The following is a 15,824-nucleotide window of genomic DNA, read 5'->3' as shown; positions in this document are numbered from 1 at the left end:
TATGAAAATTCAGTGGGAAAGAAAAATCGAGGTAATAAAAGAAAAATTAAAAGAAATTGACAAAAAATTTAGTGACAGAGAAATTATCAGCAATCCTAAGTTGCTAGAAGAACTGGGAAGAGAATATAAAGAATTAAAAAATATTGTCGAAAAATACGAAAGTCTAAAAAAGAAAGAAAAGGAATTAGAAGAAATTATTAAAATGAAAGAAAGTTGTGATAAAGAAACTTATCAGTATCTCTTAGAAGAAGAAGAGAAATTAGAGAAAGAAAAAAAAGAATTAGAAAAAGAGCTTTTTTATTATTTTCTTCCCCAAGGAGAAGACTTAAAGAGAAATTGTATAGTTGAGATTCGACCAGCAGCCGGTGGTGAAGAAAGCTGCCTATTTGCTATGGATTTATTCAAAATGTATCAAAAATATTTGGATAAAAAGGGATTTAAATACGAAATCCTTTCTTTTCGCCCTTCTGACTTGGGTGGCGCGAAAGAAATAATTTTCTTGGTTAGTGGCGAAGGGGCTTACAACTATTTAAGATTTGAACAAGGTGTTCATCGTGTTCAAAGAGTACCTATCACTGAAGCTTCCGGTCGAATTCACACTTCTACGGTAACAGTAGCAGTATTAATGGAACCGAAAGAAGTAGAGATTAATATTAAAGAAGAAGACTTAAAAATTGAAGTTTTTCGTGCCAGTTCCAAAGGTGGCCAACATGTAAATGTTACTGATTCAGCAGTTCGAATTACCCACCTACCTACCGGAATAGTGGTTAGTTGCCAGGATGAACGCTCCCAGTATCAAAACCGACAAAAAGCACTAAAGATTTTAAAGGCCCGTCTATTAGAATACGAAAGAAAAAAACAGAAAGAAGAAGTTGATAAAGAAAGAAGAAAACAAATTGGTAGTGGCGAACGCGCGGAAAAAATAAGAACCTATAATTTCCCTCAAAATCGAGTTACCGATCACCGAATCGACCTCACTCTCTATGAACTCGATAAAATTATGGAGGGAAATTTAGATCCCATTATCTCACAACTACAAGAAAAAGAGATCGAAAAAATTTTAAATGAATAAGGAATTATTAACAATTAAAAAAAGATACAATCTCAATGACGAAGAGTTCCATTTTATTCTCTCAGCCGTATTTGACAAAAAACTTTATCAAATCTATTTAAGTGAGAAACTACCCAAAAACAAAATTAAAAAAATTATTAACCTTTGTAAAAAAAAGAAAGACGAAATACCCCTTCCCTATCTTTTAAAAAAAGCCTATTTTTTAGATTTAGAATTATTTATTGAAAAAGGGGTTTTTATTCCCAGAGCCGAAACTGAGTTGCTTATTTCTTTGATAGAAAAGGAAAATCAGAATAAAAAGAATGTGCACTACATTATTGATATTGGTGTCGGAACCGGAAATTTAACAATTGCTCTTGCTCGGATATTTCCCAATGCCTTAATTATCGGTACGGACATATCAAAAAGAGCATTAAGAGTAGCAAGAAAAAATATTGAGAAATATTCGCTCACAAATCGTATTAAACTATATTATGCCGATTTATTTTATTTTCCCAACTATCAGAAATATTTTAACCAATTTGACTTAATTGTTTCTAATCCCCCTTATATTAATAAAAGGGATTATGAAAGACTTCCCAAAGCAGTTAAAGACTATGAAGATAAAAAATCTTTATATGGTGGTGAAGATGGTCTTTTGGTGATAAAAAGAATCTTAAAAGAAGGCAAAGTTTTTCTTAAAAAAAACGGAAAAATTTTTTTAGAAATTGATAGTAACCATCCAATAAAAATTTACCAATATGCTAAAGAATTATACTCTTCTTTTATCTTTATTAACTCTTTGACTAAAAAAATTAGATTCGCCATAATTTCTTAAAATGAAAGCCGGTTTGGTGGTAAATTTAAAAAAAGAAGAAATTAAAAAAATTACCAAAGAAATTGTTGATTATCTTATCAAAAACAATATTGAACCTTTTTTTATAAAAGAAGAAAGAGAATATTTGGGTTATAATAATTACGGAAATTTAGAAGAGAATTTAGAAGAAATAGATTTCATTATTGCCTTAGGAGGTGATGGTACAATTTTAAGGACTTCTAAAATTTTAAAAGGGTTGGCAATACCGACAATTGGTATTAACTTAGGAAGTTTAGGATTTTTAACCACCTTTTCCAAAGAAGAAAAAATAAAAGCAATTGAAGATTTTTTAAAAAAAGAATTAATAATTGAAAAGAGAATGCTTATTAAAGTAAATTTTAAAAATGAAGAGATTTTTGTATTGAATGATGTGGCGATTAATATGGGGAACTCTTTAAGGATGATTGAGGTAAATCTTTATGTAGAGGACGAGTTGATTAATAAGTTTAATGGTGACGGTGTAATTGTGGCTACCCCTACTGGTTCTACTGCTTATTCTTTGGCAGCGGGTGGACCAATTGTTCATCCGCTTTCGGAGGTCTTTATTATTACTCCTATTGCTCCCCATTTATTATCAAGCCGACCTTTAATCTTACCGGGCAACTTCCAATTAAAACTTCTCTTGGGAAGAAAGAATGCTCCGGCCCATTTAGTTCTGGATGGCCAAAGAGTTTTTTCTTTAAATGCTGATGAAGAAGTAATATTAGAAAAAGCAAAAAATTACTTTCTTTTAGTTAATAAAAAAGAAAAAACCTATTTTGATATTCTGAAGAAAAAACTGAAATGGGGATTTTAACCATTCCCAATATTTTAAGCATTTCCCGATTAATTTTTTTACCACTAATTTTATTCTTTTTATCTAAAAATCTTCACTCTTTAAGTCTACTTTTTATTTCTTTATCGTGGTTAACCGATGCCTTTGATGGCTATTTAGCTCGAAAGTTAAATCAAGTTTCAGACCTGGGTAAAATCCTTGATCATTTGGTTGATAAAATTTGGGTGGGAACAATTTTAGTAACTTTAGTAATAATTAAAAACCTTGATTTTAAAATTGTGCTGGCAATAATAATTCGTGATTTACTTATTACTGCGGGTTTTATCTTTTTGATGAAGAAAAAAAATATCATTTCTAAATCTTCGATCTTGGGGAAAATAACCGGTTTTCTCTTTGCCCTTCTTATTTTGACTACGCTTCTCAATCGGCAAAAGGAGCTTTTAATTATTACTTATTTAACCTGGATTTTTATTATCTTATCTTTTTTAGATTATTTTATTTATTTTTTAAAATTATATGGAAGCAAAAAAAATTAACAATTTTATTTATTTCTTGCGCTTAGAAAAAGACGAAGAAATTATTGATTCTTTAAAAAATTTTTCCAAAAAAAACCATATAAAAGGTGGTTTTTTTTATGGTATCGGAGCCGGCAAAGATTTCACACTAGGATATTATGATTTAACCAAAAAGAAATATTTAAAAAAAGTGATTAAAAAGGAATGCGAGATCCTCTCTCTTCTTGGTAATATTTCTTATTTAAAAAAAGAAATTTTTATTCATGCCCATATCATTCTGGCTGACCGAAACTTTCAAATTTTTGGTGGCCATTTATTTTCAGGAAGAATAACGGCTACTTTAGAAATTTTTCTAATCTTAATAGAAAAAAAGATCAAAAGAGAATTCTTTCCCGATATTGGTTTAAATTTAATAAGTTTTAAAAAATTTCACCAATAAGTTCTAATATATCCTCCTTTTTTAAATTTGCTGCTCGCCAAATTCGCTCACCGGTAGTTTTATAACATAATAATTCCCACACTCCTTTAGGAGAAAGAAAAAGATAGAAAAGGAAATCTTTATCGTCATTTATTCTCGTAAAGAATTTTTTTGTTTCTGAAGGTTTTAGAAATAAAGCCTTTTCAATTAAACCTCGCATTTCCACCTCCTGCTTGCTTATATTAAATTATAACGAAAAATTTTTATTTGTCAATAATATTTGACTTTAAAATAATATTTTATTAAAATTAAAATTAAAATTTAATAGGGGGTAGTAATGAAAGAAATAAGGCAAGTAAATCTTTTACCAGAAGAATTACCGGACAAATGGTATAATATTTTGCCTGTTTTACCCGAACCTTTGCCTCCTCCTAAAGATCCAGAAAAGGGAGAGTCAAGGTTAAAAAATTTATCAAAAATTTTAATTAATGAATGTTTAAAACAAGAAATGTCCCAAGAGGAATGGATACCTATCCCTGAAGAATTAAGAGAGTTATATTTGCAAGCTGGCAGACCTCGCCCTTTGTTTCGAGCAATAAACTTAGAGAAAAGATTAGAAACACCTGCTCAGATCTATTATAAAGCGGAATTTTTTAGTCCAACAGGAAGTCATAAAGTAAATACAGCATTGGCTCAATGTTATTATGCTAAAAAGGAAGGTTACAAAAGGGTAACCACTGAAACGGGAGCCGGCCAGTGGGGAACTGCTTTAGCTTATGGGGCTGCTTTGCTTGGTTTAAAATGTACCATTTATTGGGTTAGAGCAGTTTATAAATGGAAAAAAGAAAGAAGAAGTTTAATGCAACTTCTTGGAGCGGAAGTTTATGCTTCCCCCAGCCCAAAAACAGATGTTGGAAAAAAATTATATAAAAAGAACCCTAACCATCCAGGGTCCTTAGCAATTGCTATTTCCGAAGGAATTGAAGATGCTTTAAAAAACGAAGATACTATTTATTGTCTTGGTTCGGTATTAAATCATGTACTTTTACACCAAACAATTATTGGTTTAGAAACAAAAAGACAATTAGAAAAAATTGGTGTCGAACCTGATATCATGGCTGCTTGTTTAGGCGGTGGTTCTAATTTTGGTGGTTTTACTTTACCTTTTATTGGCGAAGTTTTAAAATATAAAAAGAAAATCAGATTTGTTGCCTGTCAAAGTGAAGTCGCACCTAATTTATCTAAAGGAAAATACGAATACGATTTTGCCGATTATGGTGAATTTACTCCTTTATTAAAAATGTATACTTTAGGTCACAAAATAAAAATGAAGCCAATTAAGGCTGATGGATTAAGATATCACGCAGCAGCACCAATTATCAGCCTTTTAAGACACCATAATTTAATCGAAACCGTCACTTACCCCTCAGATGAAAGATATGTTTTCGAAAGGGCAAAAATGTTTATTGAATGCGAAGGTTTTTTACCGGCTCCCGAATCTTCCTACGCGATTGCCTTTGCTATCGATGAAGCTTTAAAAGCAAAAGAAGAGGGGGTAAAAAAAGTCATTGTAATAAACATTTCTGGACATGGGTTTTTAGATTTAGCCGGTTATCGAGAGGTCTTAAAACTTAAATAATTATTGACTTTTTTATTTTTTTGCTTTATAATATTTAAAATGTGGTAGGGAGGTGCAATTATGGCGCAAGAAGATAATATTGGATTTGAATTAGAACAAAAATATGGAGTGCCTTTTGTAGATTTAACTACCTTTAAAATTGATACTGAAGTAATGAGAATGTTTCCGGAAGAATTTTTGAGGGCTCATAAATTTCTGCCACTTTTTAAATCAGGAAATACTTTAGTTGTTGCGATGGTGGATCCTTCTAATATTTATTCTATAGATGAAATCCGTAGATTTTCTGGAATGGAAGTCCAAGTAATGGTGTGTAAGGAATTAGATCTCTATCAAGTATTAAATGAATATTATGCCCAAACCCAACCTCCTGATATTCCGGATGAACCAGAAGTAGAAACTATTGAACCTTTGGGTGAAGGGGAAGTGGCGGCGGAACTTGATTTAACTCCTAAGAAACTTGAAGAGTTAGCTTCCGAAGCACCGGTAGTAAGATGGGTAAACCAACTAATTATAAGAGCTGTAAGAGAGCGTGCGTCAGATATTCATATTGAACCAACAAGAGAAGGTTTACAAGTAAGATTTAGAATTGATGGTGTATTGCATCCTGTAGTTGCTCCTAAGAAGGCTTTACAATTAGCGGTGGTATCCCGTATCAAAATTATGTCGCGAATGAACATTGCGGAAAAAAGATTACCTCAGGATGGTCGTTATTCAGCAATTATTGATGGTCGAGAAATTGATTTCCGGGTTTCTACTTTTCCTACCACTTATGGTGAAAAAGTGGTAATGCGTATTTTGGACCGAGTAAGACTTTTATCTTTAGATGAATTAGGACTTTTACCGGAAAGATTGGCGGTTCTTCGGGAGATGATAAGAAAACCTCACGGTGTTATTTTGGTAACGGGTCCAACTGGCTCTGGAAAGACTACAACCCTTTACGCAATTTTACAAGAAATCAGGGGCACCGAAAAAAATATTATTACGATTGAAGACCCAGTAGAGTACGATATTGATGGTCTTTGCCAATCTCAGGTAAACGAAAGAGCTGGTTATACTTATCTTGTTGGTCTAAGACATATTTTGCGTCAAGACCCGGATGTAATTTTTATTGGTGAGATTCGGGACAAAGATACAGCAACCGTCGCAATTCGTGCGGCTTTAACCGGTCAATTAGTTTTTTCCACAATCCATACTAACGATGCTCCTGGAACAATTACCCGATTAATTGATATGGGAATCGAACCCTTCTTAGTGGCTTCAGCAATGGAAGGAGTTTTAGCTCAAAGATTAGTAAGAAGAATTTGCCCAAAATGTAAAGAAGAATATAAACCTTCTCCTAAAATTTTAGAAGAATTAGAATTACCTCCTGATACCATTTTATATCGAGGTCGAGGTTGCGAACATTGTCGTTATACTGGGTATTATGGAAGAATCGGTATATTTGAGGTTATGAAAGTCGACGAAAAAATGAGAGAATTAATTGTCACCCGTCCGCCCACTAGTGCCATTAGAATGTTAGCGAAAGAGAGCGGTATGGATACTCTTTGGGAAGATGGTATTAAAAAGGTTCTTATGGGCATCACTACTGTTGAAGAAGTTATGAGAGAAGCAGAAAAGATTGTAATTTAATAAATAAGAGGAGGCATTTATGCCTTTATTTTCTTATAAAGTAAGAGATCGAGAAGGAAGAGTACTAACTGGTACAGTAGAAGGAAGCGATGTAAATAGTGTAATTGAAAAACTTGACGCTCTTGGTTACATTCCTCTTCAAGTTAAAGAAATAAAGCAACCAAGCGGCGGTGGTTTTTCTTTTGAAAATCTTTTTGCTGGCCGAGTAAAAGCAATTGATTTAATAAATTTTACTCGTCAATTTGTTACCCTTCATAAAGCGGGCTTACCAATGCTTTCCGCAATAAGTGCTCTTCAGGCTCAAACCCGTTCAGCAGCTTTAGCCAAAGCTCTTGATGGTATTAGAAAAGACTTAATGGGTGGTGCCTCTCTTTCTCAAGCAATGGCAAAATACCCCAGGATTTTCAATGAATTATATGTTAATTCGGTTTGGGCCGGTGAAACGGGTGGTGTATTGGATGAAATTTTGACCCGTTTAGCGGATTTGTTAGAACACGAAAGAAAACTAAGAAGTGAAGTGATGTCTGCTTTAAGATACCCAATAATCTTAATGGTGGGTATGATTGTGGCAGTTATCGTTCTTTCTACTTTTGTATTACCAAAGTTTATTATGCTTTTGACGGGTTTAGGAAGCAACATACCAACACCCACAAAAATTCTTATCGGTTTTGTTAACTTTATGAAAAACTATTGGGCAATTGGTATTTTCTTCTTAGCAATTTTGGGAATTTTATTTTATACTTTCATCCGAACAAAAGCTGGTAGATTATGGTGGGATAGGGTAAAATTAAAAATTCCAATTGCCGGACCGCTAATATACCAAATGATTCTCGCCCGCTTTGCTCGTATGTTTGAAACTTTGGATAGAACTGGTTTACCAATTTTGAGAAGTTTGGCATTGGTTTCAAAAACGGTAGGTAATGCTTATATTTCTCAACACATCGACGCGATTGCCGAAAGTGTTCGTCGAGGAAGAGGAATTGCACCACCTATGAGAGAAAGCGGAGTTTTTCCGCCAATGGTTGTCCAAATGGTAGCCACCGGTGAAGAATCAGGTGCTTTAGATGAGATGCTCAGACAAGTTGCTGATTATTATGATAATGAAGTAGAAAGAATAGCAAAAAATTTAACTGGTTTGATTGAACCGGTGCTTATTTTAGTAATGGGAATTGGAGTTGTATTTATTATTATTGCAGTGATTATGCCTTATATGAGTATTCTCACCTCTTTTGGTCAACAAGGAATGAGATAAATCAAAAGGAAAAATCTTCTAAATTCTCACAAATCTTAATCAATAGATTTAGACAGGCTATATAATCTTCTTCAGCAATAATTCCACAATGAGAATGAATATATCTAGTAGGAATACCAATTGCTAAAGAAGGCACTCCAATTCCCTTTAAATGGATAGCACCTGTATCATAGCCACCGCGAATAGTAGTTAAATGATATTTTATACTATATTTTTCGGCAATCTCAATAACAAAATCTCTTAATTTTATATTAGGAATCATTGTTACATCGTAAGTGATTATAGCACAACCATTTTTTAATCTTTCTGGAGTTTCTTTGAGACTATAACCAGGATAATCCCGAGCAATAGAAACATCAATGGCAAAAGCAATATCAGGTTTAATGAATTCGGCAGCTGTGCGTGCTCCTCGTAAACCAACTTCTTCTTGGCAGGTACCTACTAAGTATATTGAATTAGGATGATCAATTTCTTTTAAAGCATAACCGAGTTCACAAAGAATTGCGCAACCAAACCGATCATCCCAGGCTTTACCTAAATGAAGATTATTAGGCAGTTTTTGATAGTTAAAAAAGGGAATAATTGGGTCACCAATTCTTATACCAAATTCTTTACTTATATCAAAACCATCAAAAGTTCCAAAATCAATATACATTTTCTCAATAGGAATTACTTTGTTTCTTTCTTCTTCTGGTAATTCATGAGGCGGCTTCGCACCGATCACTCCTAAAAAATCTCCTTTATAGGTTCTTATTTTTACTGGCGAACCTAATAAAACCTGTGAATACCAGCCACCGATCGGCAAAAACTGAACATATCCTTCTTTTGTAATTTTAGAAACTAAAAAACCAACTTCATCCATGTGGGCAGCAAACATTATTTTTAATCCCTTTTTCTCTCGCTTACAGATAATACTTCCCAATCGGTCATAAACAATTTCCCCTACGTAGGAAAAATAGGTTTTTAAAATTTCGCTTACTTCTTTTTCAAATCCGGAAGGACCAAATGCTTCAGTTAAACTTTTAAAAAGTTCTTCTCTCTTTATCATATATCTAAATTTTCTACATATTTAGCATTTTCTTCAATAAATTTTCTTCTTGGTTCTACCTCCTCACCCATCAAAATAGAAAATAACCGATCTGCCTCAGCAGCATCTTCTAAAGTAACTCTCTTCAATTTTCTTTTTTCGGGATTCATTGTGGTTTCCCAAAGTTGTTGAGGATTCATTTCACCTAATCCCTTATATCGTTGAATTTCACATTTTTCATTTTTATGTCTTTTTAAAAACTTTTCTAATTCTTCTTCCGAATAAAGATAAAATTCCTGTTTATCTACTTTTACCCGATATAAAGGTGGAAAAGCGATATACACATAACCTTGCTCAATTAACGGACGCATAAAACGGTAAAAAAAAGTCAAAAGCAACGTTCTAATATGGGAACCATCCACATCGGCATCCGTCATTATAATTATTTTATGATATCGCAATTTTTCTGGATCAAATTCATCTTCACCAAAACCACCACCCAGGGCAGTAACAATTGTTTTTATTACTTCATTACCTAAAACTTTGTTTAAACTCGATTTTTCTACATTTAAAATTTTTCCCCTTAAAGGTAAAACTGCCTGAAATCTTCTATCCCTTCCTTGTTTAGCCGAGCCACCAGCCGATTCACCCTCTACGATATATATCTCCGCATTTCTTGGATCCTCTTCTTGACAATCAGCTAATTTACCTGGTAAAACATCAGTTTCTAAAAGTGATTTTCTTCTTGCTAACTCTCGAGCCTTTTTTGCTGCCAAACGACTTTTTGCGGCGCTGATAATTTTATTAATAATTATATTAGCAACCCGAGGATTTTCTTCTAAAAAGGCTTCTAATTTTTCATTAACAATTGCTTCAACGATACCTTTTACTTCGCTATTTCCTAATTTCGTTTTTGTCTGTCCTTCAAATTGAGGGTCAGGAATTTTAAGAGAGATAATTGCTGTTAACCCCTCCCTTGTGTCTTCACCAATAATTTCAATATCTTCTTTCAAAAGATTATTTCTTTTAGCATATTCGTTTAAAGTCCTTGTTAAGGCTGATTTAAAACCTGAAACATGAGTTCCTCCTTCGTGAGTGTTAATAGTATTAACATAGGAAAAAATGTTTTCTAAATAACTATCATTATATTGAAAAGCGATTTCTATTTCTAATTTATCTTTTTCTACTTTAAAATAAATGGGCTTATGAAGCCGCGTGCGCCCAGCATCTAAATATTTTAAGAAATCAATAATTCCACCAGGATAATGAAAAACTTCGTGTTTATCTTTTCTTTCGTCATAAAGTTCAATCTTTAAATTAGGAACTAAATAAGCAAGTTCCCTTAACCGATTAGCAACCAATTCGTAGTCAAATTCAATCTTTTTGAAAATTTGTTTATCCGGTTTGAAAGTTATTTTTGTTCCGGTTTTTTTTGTTTTTCCAATAATCTGTAATGGAGTTTTTGTTACACCCCTTTCGTATTTTTGATAATAAATGTTTCCATCCCGATAAACATAGGCCTCCAACCATTCCGACAAAGCATTCACAACCGAAACACCCACTCCGTGTAAACCACCGGAGATCCGATAAACTTTGTTTTCAAATTTTGCCCCAGTATGAAGCATAGTCATAACCACTTCTAAAGCAGGTTTTTTTTCTGTTGGATGAATATCTACAGGAATTCCTCGGCCATTATCTTCTACTGAGCAAGAATTATTTTTATGTAACGTAACAATCAAATGATCGCAAAAACCAGCCAAAGCTTCGTCTACTGAATTATCAACCACTTCGTAAATAAGATGATGGAGACCACGGACCCCCACATCACCAATATACATTGCTGGCCTTCGACGGACAGCTTCTAAACCTTTAAGCACATGAATTTTTGAGGCATCGTAATCTGAATAATTGTTATTTTTTATCATAGAATTTTATTATAATAAATTTCTTTAAAAAATCAATATTTGTCAATGTTTTATTTTATTTAAATGTTCCGAATAGGTTTTAGAAAAGATATGGGTAATTCCGTTCTTGGTAAAGAAATAATAATAATCGGTCTTTTTAGGATTTAAAACCGCCTCTAAAGATTTCTTGGAAGGATTACAAATTGGCGTTGGTGGCAGTCCTTTATAGCGATAGGTATTATAAGGAGAATTAATTTTTAAATCTTCCCTACTTAATATTTTCTTTCTTTCCTTTAAAAGGTATTCAATTGTCGCACAGGACTCTAAACGCATTCCTTTTTTCAAACGATTTAAAAATACCGAAGCGATTATTGGTCTTTCATAATCAACCTTCGCTTCCCTCTCAACAATGGATGCCAAAATAATAATTGTTGAATCAGACAAATTAGTTTTATATCTTCTCTTTAAATCCAAATAGATTTGCCAAAACCGACGGCACATTCTATCAAAAATAACCTCTGGTGAAGAATTGGTAAAAAATTCATAAGAATCAGGAAACAAAAAACCTTCGGCAGTAGGAAAGAAGATATTATATTTCTTCAAAACATCCGGAGAAGTAGTATATTGAAGAAATTCTTCTTTAGGACATACACCTTTTTTTTCTAAAATTTCTGCAATCTCTTTAATAGTTAAACCCTCTGGTATGGTCACAAAAACTGGCATTGAATATTTTTTTAATAATAGTAATAAAATTTTAAACTCAGAAAAATTTTTCGGAAGTTGATAATAACCATATTTTAATGATTTTTCTTTAAAAAAAATCTTCGTATAAAGAGAAAATAACCATCTTCTTTTTATTATACCTTTCTCTTTTAATAAATCACCAATTTCTTTTAAAGATAAATTTTTAGGGATAAAAATATTTATCTTTTCGCTTACTTTCTCTTTAATAAAAAATTGGTGAAAAAAAATAAAAAGAAAAGTAAGAAAAATTAAAGAAATCTTTTCAATCTTCTCGCTCTTTTTCTTCACCTTTTAGATAACTTTCTAAAAGTAAAATTGCTGATAAAAGATTTATCTCTCTTTTCATACTCTCTTTCTTTTTTAAGCCAGATTTTTTAAAATCTTTGGGGAAAATAATCCTTTTTGCCAAATCGGTGGTGTAGCGCTCATCAAATAAAATTATCTCTTTATCAATCGTTTTTTCTAATCTCTCTTTAAATTTTTTTACTAATCTTCCTCTTTCCGTCTCTTCACCTTTTAAACCTTTTGGGTAGCCAATAATAATTTTAAAAACCTCTTTTTCTTTCACAATCTCTAAAATCTTTTTAAGCAAATCATTAAGATTATTAATTTCTATTGTTTTATAACCATAAACATATCTTTTTTCTTCATCACCTAAGGCAAGCCCTACCCTTTTCAAACCGAAATCAATCGCCAAAATATTTTTCATTAGTCAAAGCGGAAAATATTATGTCTCACACTTGTTAAAAATGCCAAAAGTTCCCGAAAGAAACCAAAGAAAAGGATTTGCGAAACAAAGATGGATTTCTTATAAAGATAAATTAGATCAGGATTGTTTTTATAAAAAATTAATATTGTTTTTAATACCGCATGGCATAACGCCCAAGAAAAAACAATTCCTAAAAAAAGACCAAAAAGATAGGTAAAAATTCCCAATGAGAAAGAAAAGAAATTATTTATAATCCGAGAAAGAAAAAAAGAAAGAATTAAAAAAAGAATAAAGGAAAAGAGATAAGAATAGGGGTTATAAGAAAACTTTTTAAAAATAATATTACTAAAATAACAGGCCAAAATAATCCCGCCGGTTTCATAAAAAATAAGACTTAAATTATCTAAACTTCTTAAAAATTGAATCGCACCAAAAACTGTAATAATTCCGATAGAAAGCCAATCAATAGGATTTAAAGACAAACTATTCTTTTTCCCGCTTAAAAATCAAAAGCACCTTGGTGATTGTTCCTTGGCTATCTGAACCGGGAGCAGTTCCCACCAGTTCCCAGCCTTCTTCGCCCAGTTGATTAATATATTTTTCCACATTAGGGAACTCTTTAATTATCTTTTTATCATCACCTTCAATCTGCCACCTTCCCAAAGCCAAGATTGGATGACTATGAACTTCTAATACTTTTATTTTATATTCCCATTTTTTCTTATTGGTACTCATAAAATCCCCTTTTTGTCTTTCTTCCCAAAAATCCAGCATTCACCATCTTTTTTAACAAAGGACAAGGACGATATTTCGGGTCTCCTAAATCCTTCTCTAAAACTTCTAAAATAGCCAAAACAACATCTAAACCAATCAAATCAGCCAGTGCCAAAGGACCAATCGGATGGTTCATCCCCAATTTCATAATGTTATCAATCGCTTCTTTATCAGCAATCCCTTCATAAAGACAATAAATCGCCTCATTAATCATTGGCATCAAAACCCGATTAGAAACAAAACCTGGAGAATCATTAACAACTACCGGCACTTTACCAAGTTTCTTTGCCAAATCAACAACAATTTCAACAACTTTCTCATCAGTTCTTAAACCCCTTATTACCTCTACTAATGTCATTAGTGGAACCGGATTCATAAAATGCATTCCAATAAATTTTTCTGGTCGGTTTGTGGCACTTGCTAATTCGGTAATAGAAATTGTTGAAGTATTAGAGGCAAAAATTGCTTCTTTCTTACAGATTTTATCTAAATAACTAAACGCCTTCTTTTTCTCTTCCTTATTCTCAATAATTGCTTCAATGATTATATCACAATCTTGAAGGTCATCTTTATTAGTAGAAGTTTTTATCCTTTCTAAAGTTTTCTCTTTATCCTCTTGGGTAATTTTGCCTTTTTCGACAAATTTCTCTAAACTCTTTTTAATGGTTGCCAGCCCTTTTTCTAAAATCTCATTAGTCAAATCAACCATTATCACTGGATAACCAGTTTGGGCAAAAACTTGACAAATACCATTACCCATTGTTCCCGCACCTAAAACACCTACTTTATTAATCATCTTAACCTCCTATTTATTTAAACTAAATAAATTATAAAATAAATAAATAAAAAGTCAAAAATATTTTTTTAAAAATATCAAAGATTAATCTAAAAGAAATTCCTAAACAAAATAAAAAGCAGAATCATCATAAATAACTATTGGAAAATATTTATAAAAATACCTCCAAGGCAGTATCCAAGTTGGTATAGTAGATAGCCCCCTATCCAAAAGGGTGATAGTAGTTAAGTTATTAAATTTCAAATACTTATAAAATTTTTCCTCAAAATAAAAAGTTTCCATACAGAAAACTGAAAAATTAAGATAAGTTATTGAAAATCAAGAACTTATAAATTTGGGTAATTTGATAAAAGTTAAATTTTATTGTTGTCAATATAAAATTTTGATAATATAATCAGAAATATCCTATTGACATTTCTATAAAAATTTGTATATTTAATAAGTTTTATGAAAGACAATTTATTTTCGGTGGCAGACAAATTAGTAAAAGAAACAAAGGAACTTTTAAAGCAGGCAAGGACTGAGGAAGATTTAAGAATTGGTTTTGAGAGAATTCTTGAGCCAATAAAAAAATCTTTAAATTTAAATACAAACTCTTTGATTAGCAGAAATTTTAACACACTTTCGACAATGAAACATATTGGCATTCCCAAATTTGACCCAAATAATGAAATCCATAAACAACTTTCTTATCTTTCAAAAGAATGTCATAGATTGAAAGAAGAAGGAAAGGATAAGGAAATAGAAAAATTAGAAAAGGAAATTGATTTATTAGTTAAAAAATTGTTTAATATTATTTAAAAGGAGGCAAAGATGAATTTTTTATTAACCTTTATTTTAATCTTTCAAATCCCTGATAATAATGTAAAAGTTTTAGAGGAGATGCGTATTGAAAGTAGTTATAAAATCTATCTCCAACATCTTCTTTGGACTTTTCAAGGGATTGACGATATGGAATGTGTTTCGGAATTCTTTGATGTGAATAATGATGGCTATCCTGATGTTTTGGCAGAATCTTATGATGCGGGCGCAACTGGTAATGCCCATTTCTTTTGTCTTTCAGGAAATAGTGGTGAGACAATTTGGGCAGTCTGGCCGCAAGGTGGATTGAGTAATAGTGGTGGTTGGGGCGACCAATGTATCTCTTATATCCTTGATTTAAATAACGATGGTTATGGCGATGCCCTTTTAGGAACTGCTTGGGGTGGTAGGACAATTTTTGCGATTAGCGGGCGCGATGGCAGCACAATTTGGTCTTATAATACCTATAATGACCCTTATGGTTCAGGCTGGGTCTATTCGGTAAATCCATTAAGAGATATTGATGGCGATAGTATTTGGGAAGTAATTGCTGGTACTGGAACCGATTGCCAAACAGTATTCTGTTTTTCCGGAAGAACCGGTAATATTATCTGGCGATTTCGGGCAGAAGATGCAATTGGCTCAGTCCATTCAATTAGGGATGTAAATAATGATGGTTATGATGATGTCTTGGCTGGTGCCTGGGGAAATGGAAGAGATAGAAGAATTTATTGTATCAGTGGTAATAGCCGAGGAAATAATCCAACTATCTTTTGGTCTTTTAATACTGGTGGCGACGTCTATTGTGTCAGACCAATTCCCGATGTTAATGGCAACGGAATTGATGATGCTTTGGCATCTTCTTGGAGTAATAATATTTTCTGTTTAGAAGGAAGTAATGGTCAAGTAATTT

Annotated in this window: 18 protein-coding genes; 10 read left to right on the top strand and 8 right to left on the bottom strand. The window is 32.4% G+C overall.

The features are described from left to right. Nucleotide 1: 1 nt before the first annotated feature. From prfA to ABIK75_02220, 5 genes are read left to right on the top strand one after another with little or no spacing between them, the layout of a single operon-like run. The gene (gene prfA / locus ABIK75_02240) at nucleotides 2-1,072 is read left to right on the top strand and encodes a peptide chain release factor 1 (protein MEO0089915.1); all 1,071 of its coding nucleotides are present in this window, start codon (nucleotides 2-4) and stop codon (nucleotides 1,070-1,072) included. Beyond that, the gene (locus ABIK75_02235) at nucleotides 1,065-1,889 is read left to right on the top strand and encodes a HemK/PrmC family methyltransferase (protein ID MEO0089914.1); all 825 of its coding nucleotides are present in this window, start codon (nucleotides 1,065-1,067) and stop codon (nucleotides 1,887-1,889) included. Before prfA ends, ABIK75_02235 begins: the two co-directional genes overlap by 8 nt. A gap of 16 nt (nucleotides 1,890-1,905) precedes the next feature. Then, entirely contained in the window at nucleotides 1,906-2,724 is an 819-nt protein-coding gene (locus ABIK75_02230; GenBank protein MEO0089913.1) for an NAD(+)/NADH kinase, read from the top strand. Then, on the top strand, nucleotides 2,712-3,239 hold the full coding sequence (locus ABIK75_02225; protein MEO0089912.1) for a CDP-alcohol phosphatidyltransferase family protein: 528 nt from the start codon (nucleotides 2,712-2,714) through the stop codon (nucleotides 3,237-3,239). The genes ABIK75_02230 and ABIK75_02225 overlap by 13 nt, the downstream gene beginning before the upstream one ends. Beyond that, nucleotides 3,220-3,657: a PPC domain-containing DNA-binding protein gene (locus tag ABIK75_02220; GenBank protein MEO0089911.1), complete on the top strand. Its 438-nt coding sequence runs from the start codon at nucleotides 3,220-3,222 to the stop codon at nucleotides 3,655-3,657. Before ABIK75_02225 ends, ABIK75_02220 begins: the two co-directional genes overlap by 20 nt. Here the strand turns inward: ABIK75_02220 and ABIK75_02215 are convergent. Further along, the gene (locus ABIK75_02215) at nucleotides 3,638-3,856 is read right to left on the bottom strand and encodes a hypothetical protein (GenBank protein ID MEO0089910.1); all 219 of its coding nucleotides are present in this window, start codon (nucleotides 3,854-3,856) and stop codon (nucleotides 3,638-3,640) included. The genes ABIK75_02220 and ABIK75_02215 overlap by 20 nt on opposite strands. A 117-nt stretch (nucleotides 3,857-3,973) precedes the next feature. Here ABIK75_02215 and ABIK75_02210 point away from each other — a divergent pair, with 117 nt between their 5' ends. The 3 genes from ABIK75_02210 to ABIK75_02200 are packed head-to-tail and all read left to right on the top strand — an operon-like array spanning nucleotide 3,974 to nucleotide 8,156. After that, the gene (locus ABIK75_02210) at nucleotides 3,974-5,275 is read left to right on the top strand and encodes a TrpB-like pyridoxal phosphate-dependent enzyme (GenBank protein MEO0089909.1); all 1,302 of its coding nucleotides are present in this window, start codon (nucleotides 3,974-3,976) and stop codon (nucleotides 5,273-5,275) included. 60 nt (nucleotides 5,276-5,335) lie between these two features. Continuing rightward, nucleotides 5,336-6,904, top strand: coding sequence for a GspE/PulE family protein (locus tag ABIK75_02205; protein ID MEO0089908.1), 1,569 nt, complete (start codon nucleotides 5,336-5,338; stop codon nucleotides 6,902-6,904). A 19-nt stretch (nucleotides 6,905-6,923) separates the two neighbouring features. Further along, nucleotides 6,924-8,156 (top strand): type II secretion system F family protein, encoded by a 1,233-nt coding sequence (locus tag ABIK75_02200; GenBank protein ID MEO0089907.1) that lies wholly within the window; start codon nucleotides 6,924-6,926, stop codon nucleotides 8,154-8,156. A 1-nt stretch (nucleotide 8,157) separates the two neighbouring features. Here the strand turns inward: ABIK75_02200 and ABIK75_02195 are convergent, their stop codons facing one another. Genes ABIK75_02195 through ABIK75_02165 form a run of 7 tightly spaced genes read right to left on the bottom strand, consistent with a single transcriptional unit; the run spans nucleotide 8,158 to nucleotide 14,110 of the window. Then, nucleotides 8,158-9,204 carry a M42 family metallopeptidase gene (locus ABIK75_02195; GenBank protein ID MEO0089906.1) on the bottom strand — a complete coding sequence of 349 codons (1,047 nt, stop codon included), beginning with the start codon at nucleotides 9,202-9,204 and terminating at the stop codon, nucleotides 8,158-8,160. Continuing rightward, nucleotides 9,201-11,108, bottom strand: coding sequence for a DNA topoisomerase (ATP-hydrolyzing) subunit B (gene gyrB, locus ABIK75_02190; GenBank protein MEO0089905.1), 1,908 nt, complete (start codon nucleotides 11,106-11,108; stop codon nucleotides 9,201-9,203). Before gyrB ends, ABIK75_02195 begins: the two co-directional genes overlap by 4 nt. Nucleotides 11,109-11,150: 42 nt before the next feature. Further along, on the bottom strand, nucleotides 11,151-12,119 hold the full coding sequence (gene mltG, locus ABIK75_02185) for an endolytic transglycosylase MltG (protein ID MEO0089904.1): 969 nt from the start codon (nucleotides 12,117-12,119) through the stop codon (nucleotides 11,151-11,153). Then, entirely contained in the window at nucleotides 12,094-12,540 is a 447-nt protein-coding gene (gene ruvX, locus ABIK75_02180; protein ID MEO0089903.1) for a Holliday junction resolvase RuvX, read from the bottom strand. Before ruvX ends, mltG begins: the two co-directional genes overlap by 26 nt. Beyond that, entirely contained in the window at nucleotides 12,540-13,022 is a 483-nt protein-coding gene (locus ABIK75_02175; protein MEO0089902.1) for a hypothetical protein, read from the bottom strand. The genes ruvX and ABIK75_02175 overlap by 1 nt, the downstream gene beginning before the upstream one ends. A 1-nt stretch (nucleotide 13,023) precedes the next feature. Further along, a complete protein-coding gene (locus ABIK75_02170; protein ID MEO0089901.1) occupies nucleotides 13,024-13,275 on the bottom strand; it encodes a DUF4177 domain-containing protein in 252 nt (83 codons plus the stop codon). Beyond that, nucleotides 13,262-14,110: a 3-hydroxybutyryl-CoA dehydrogenase gene (locus ABIK75_02165; GenBank protein MEO0089900.1), complete on the bottom strand. Its 849-nt coding sequence runs from the start codon at nucleotides 14,108-14,110 to the stop codon at nucleotides 13,262-13,264. Before ABIK75_02165 ends, ABIK75_02170 begins: the two co-directional genes overlap by 14 nt. 447 nt (nucleotides 14,111-14,557) lie before the next feature. On the opposite strand from ABIK75_02165, the gene ABIK75_02160 reads away from it, so the two are divergent. Both ABIK75_02160 and ABIK75_02155 read left to right on the top strand, forming a co-directional pair. Next, nucleotides 14,558-14,911, top strand: coding sequence for a hypothetical protein (locus tag ABIK75_02160; protein ID MEO0089899.1), 354 nt, complete (start codon nucleotides 14,558-14,560; stop codon nucleotides 14,909-14,911). A 12-nt stretch (nucleotides 14,912-14,923) separates the two neighbouring features. Further along, the coding region (locus tag ABIK75_02155; protein MEO0089898.1) for a hypothetical protein at nucleotides 14,924-15,824 on the top strand (901 nt) is incomplete at its 3' end.

This window comes from candidate division WOR-3 bacterium (genome assembly GCA_039801725.1).
Classification (GTDB): Bacteria; Hydrothermota; Tepidihabitantia; order Tepidihabitantales; family DTDR01; genus DTDR01.
Note: the sequence above shows the minus strand (reverse complement) of the source record. Positions and strands in the feature narration are given on the sequence as shown.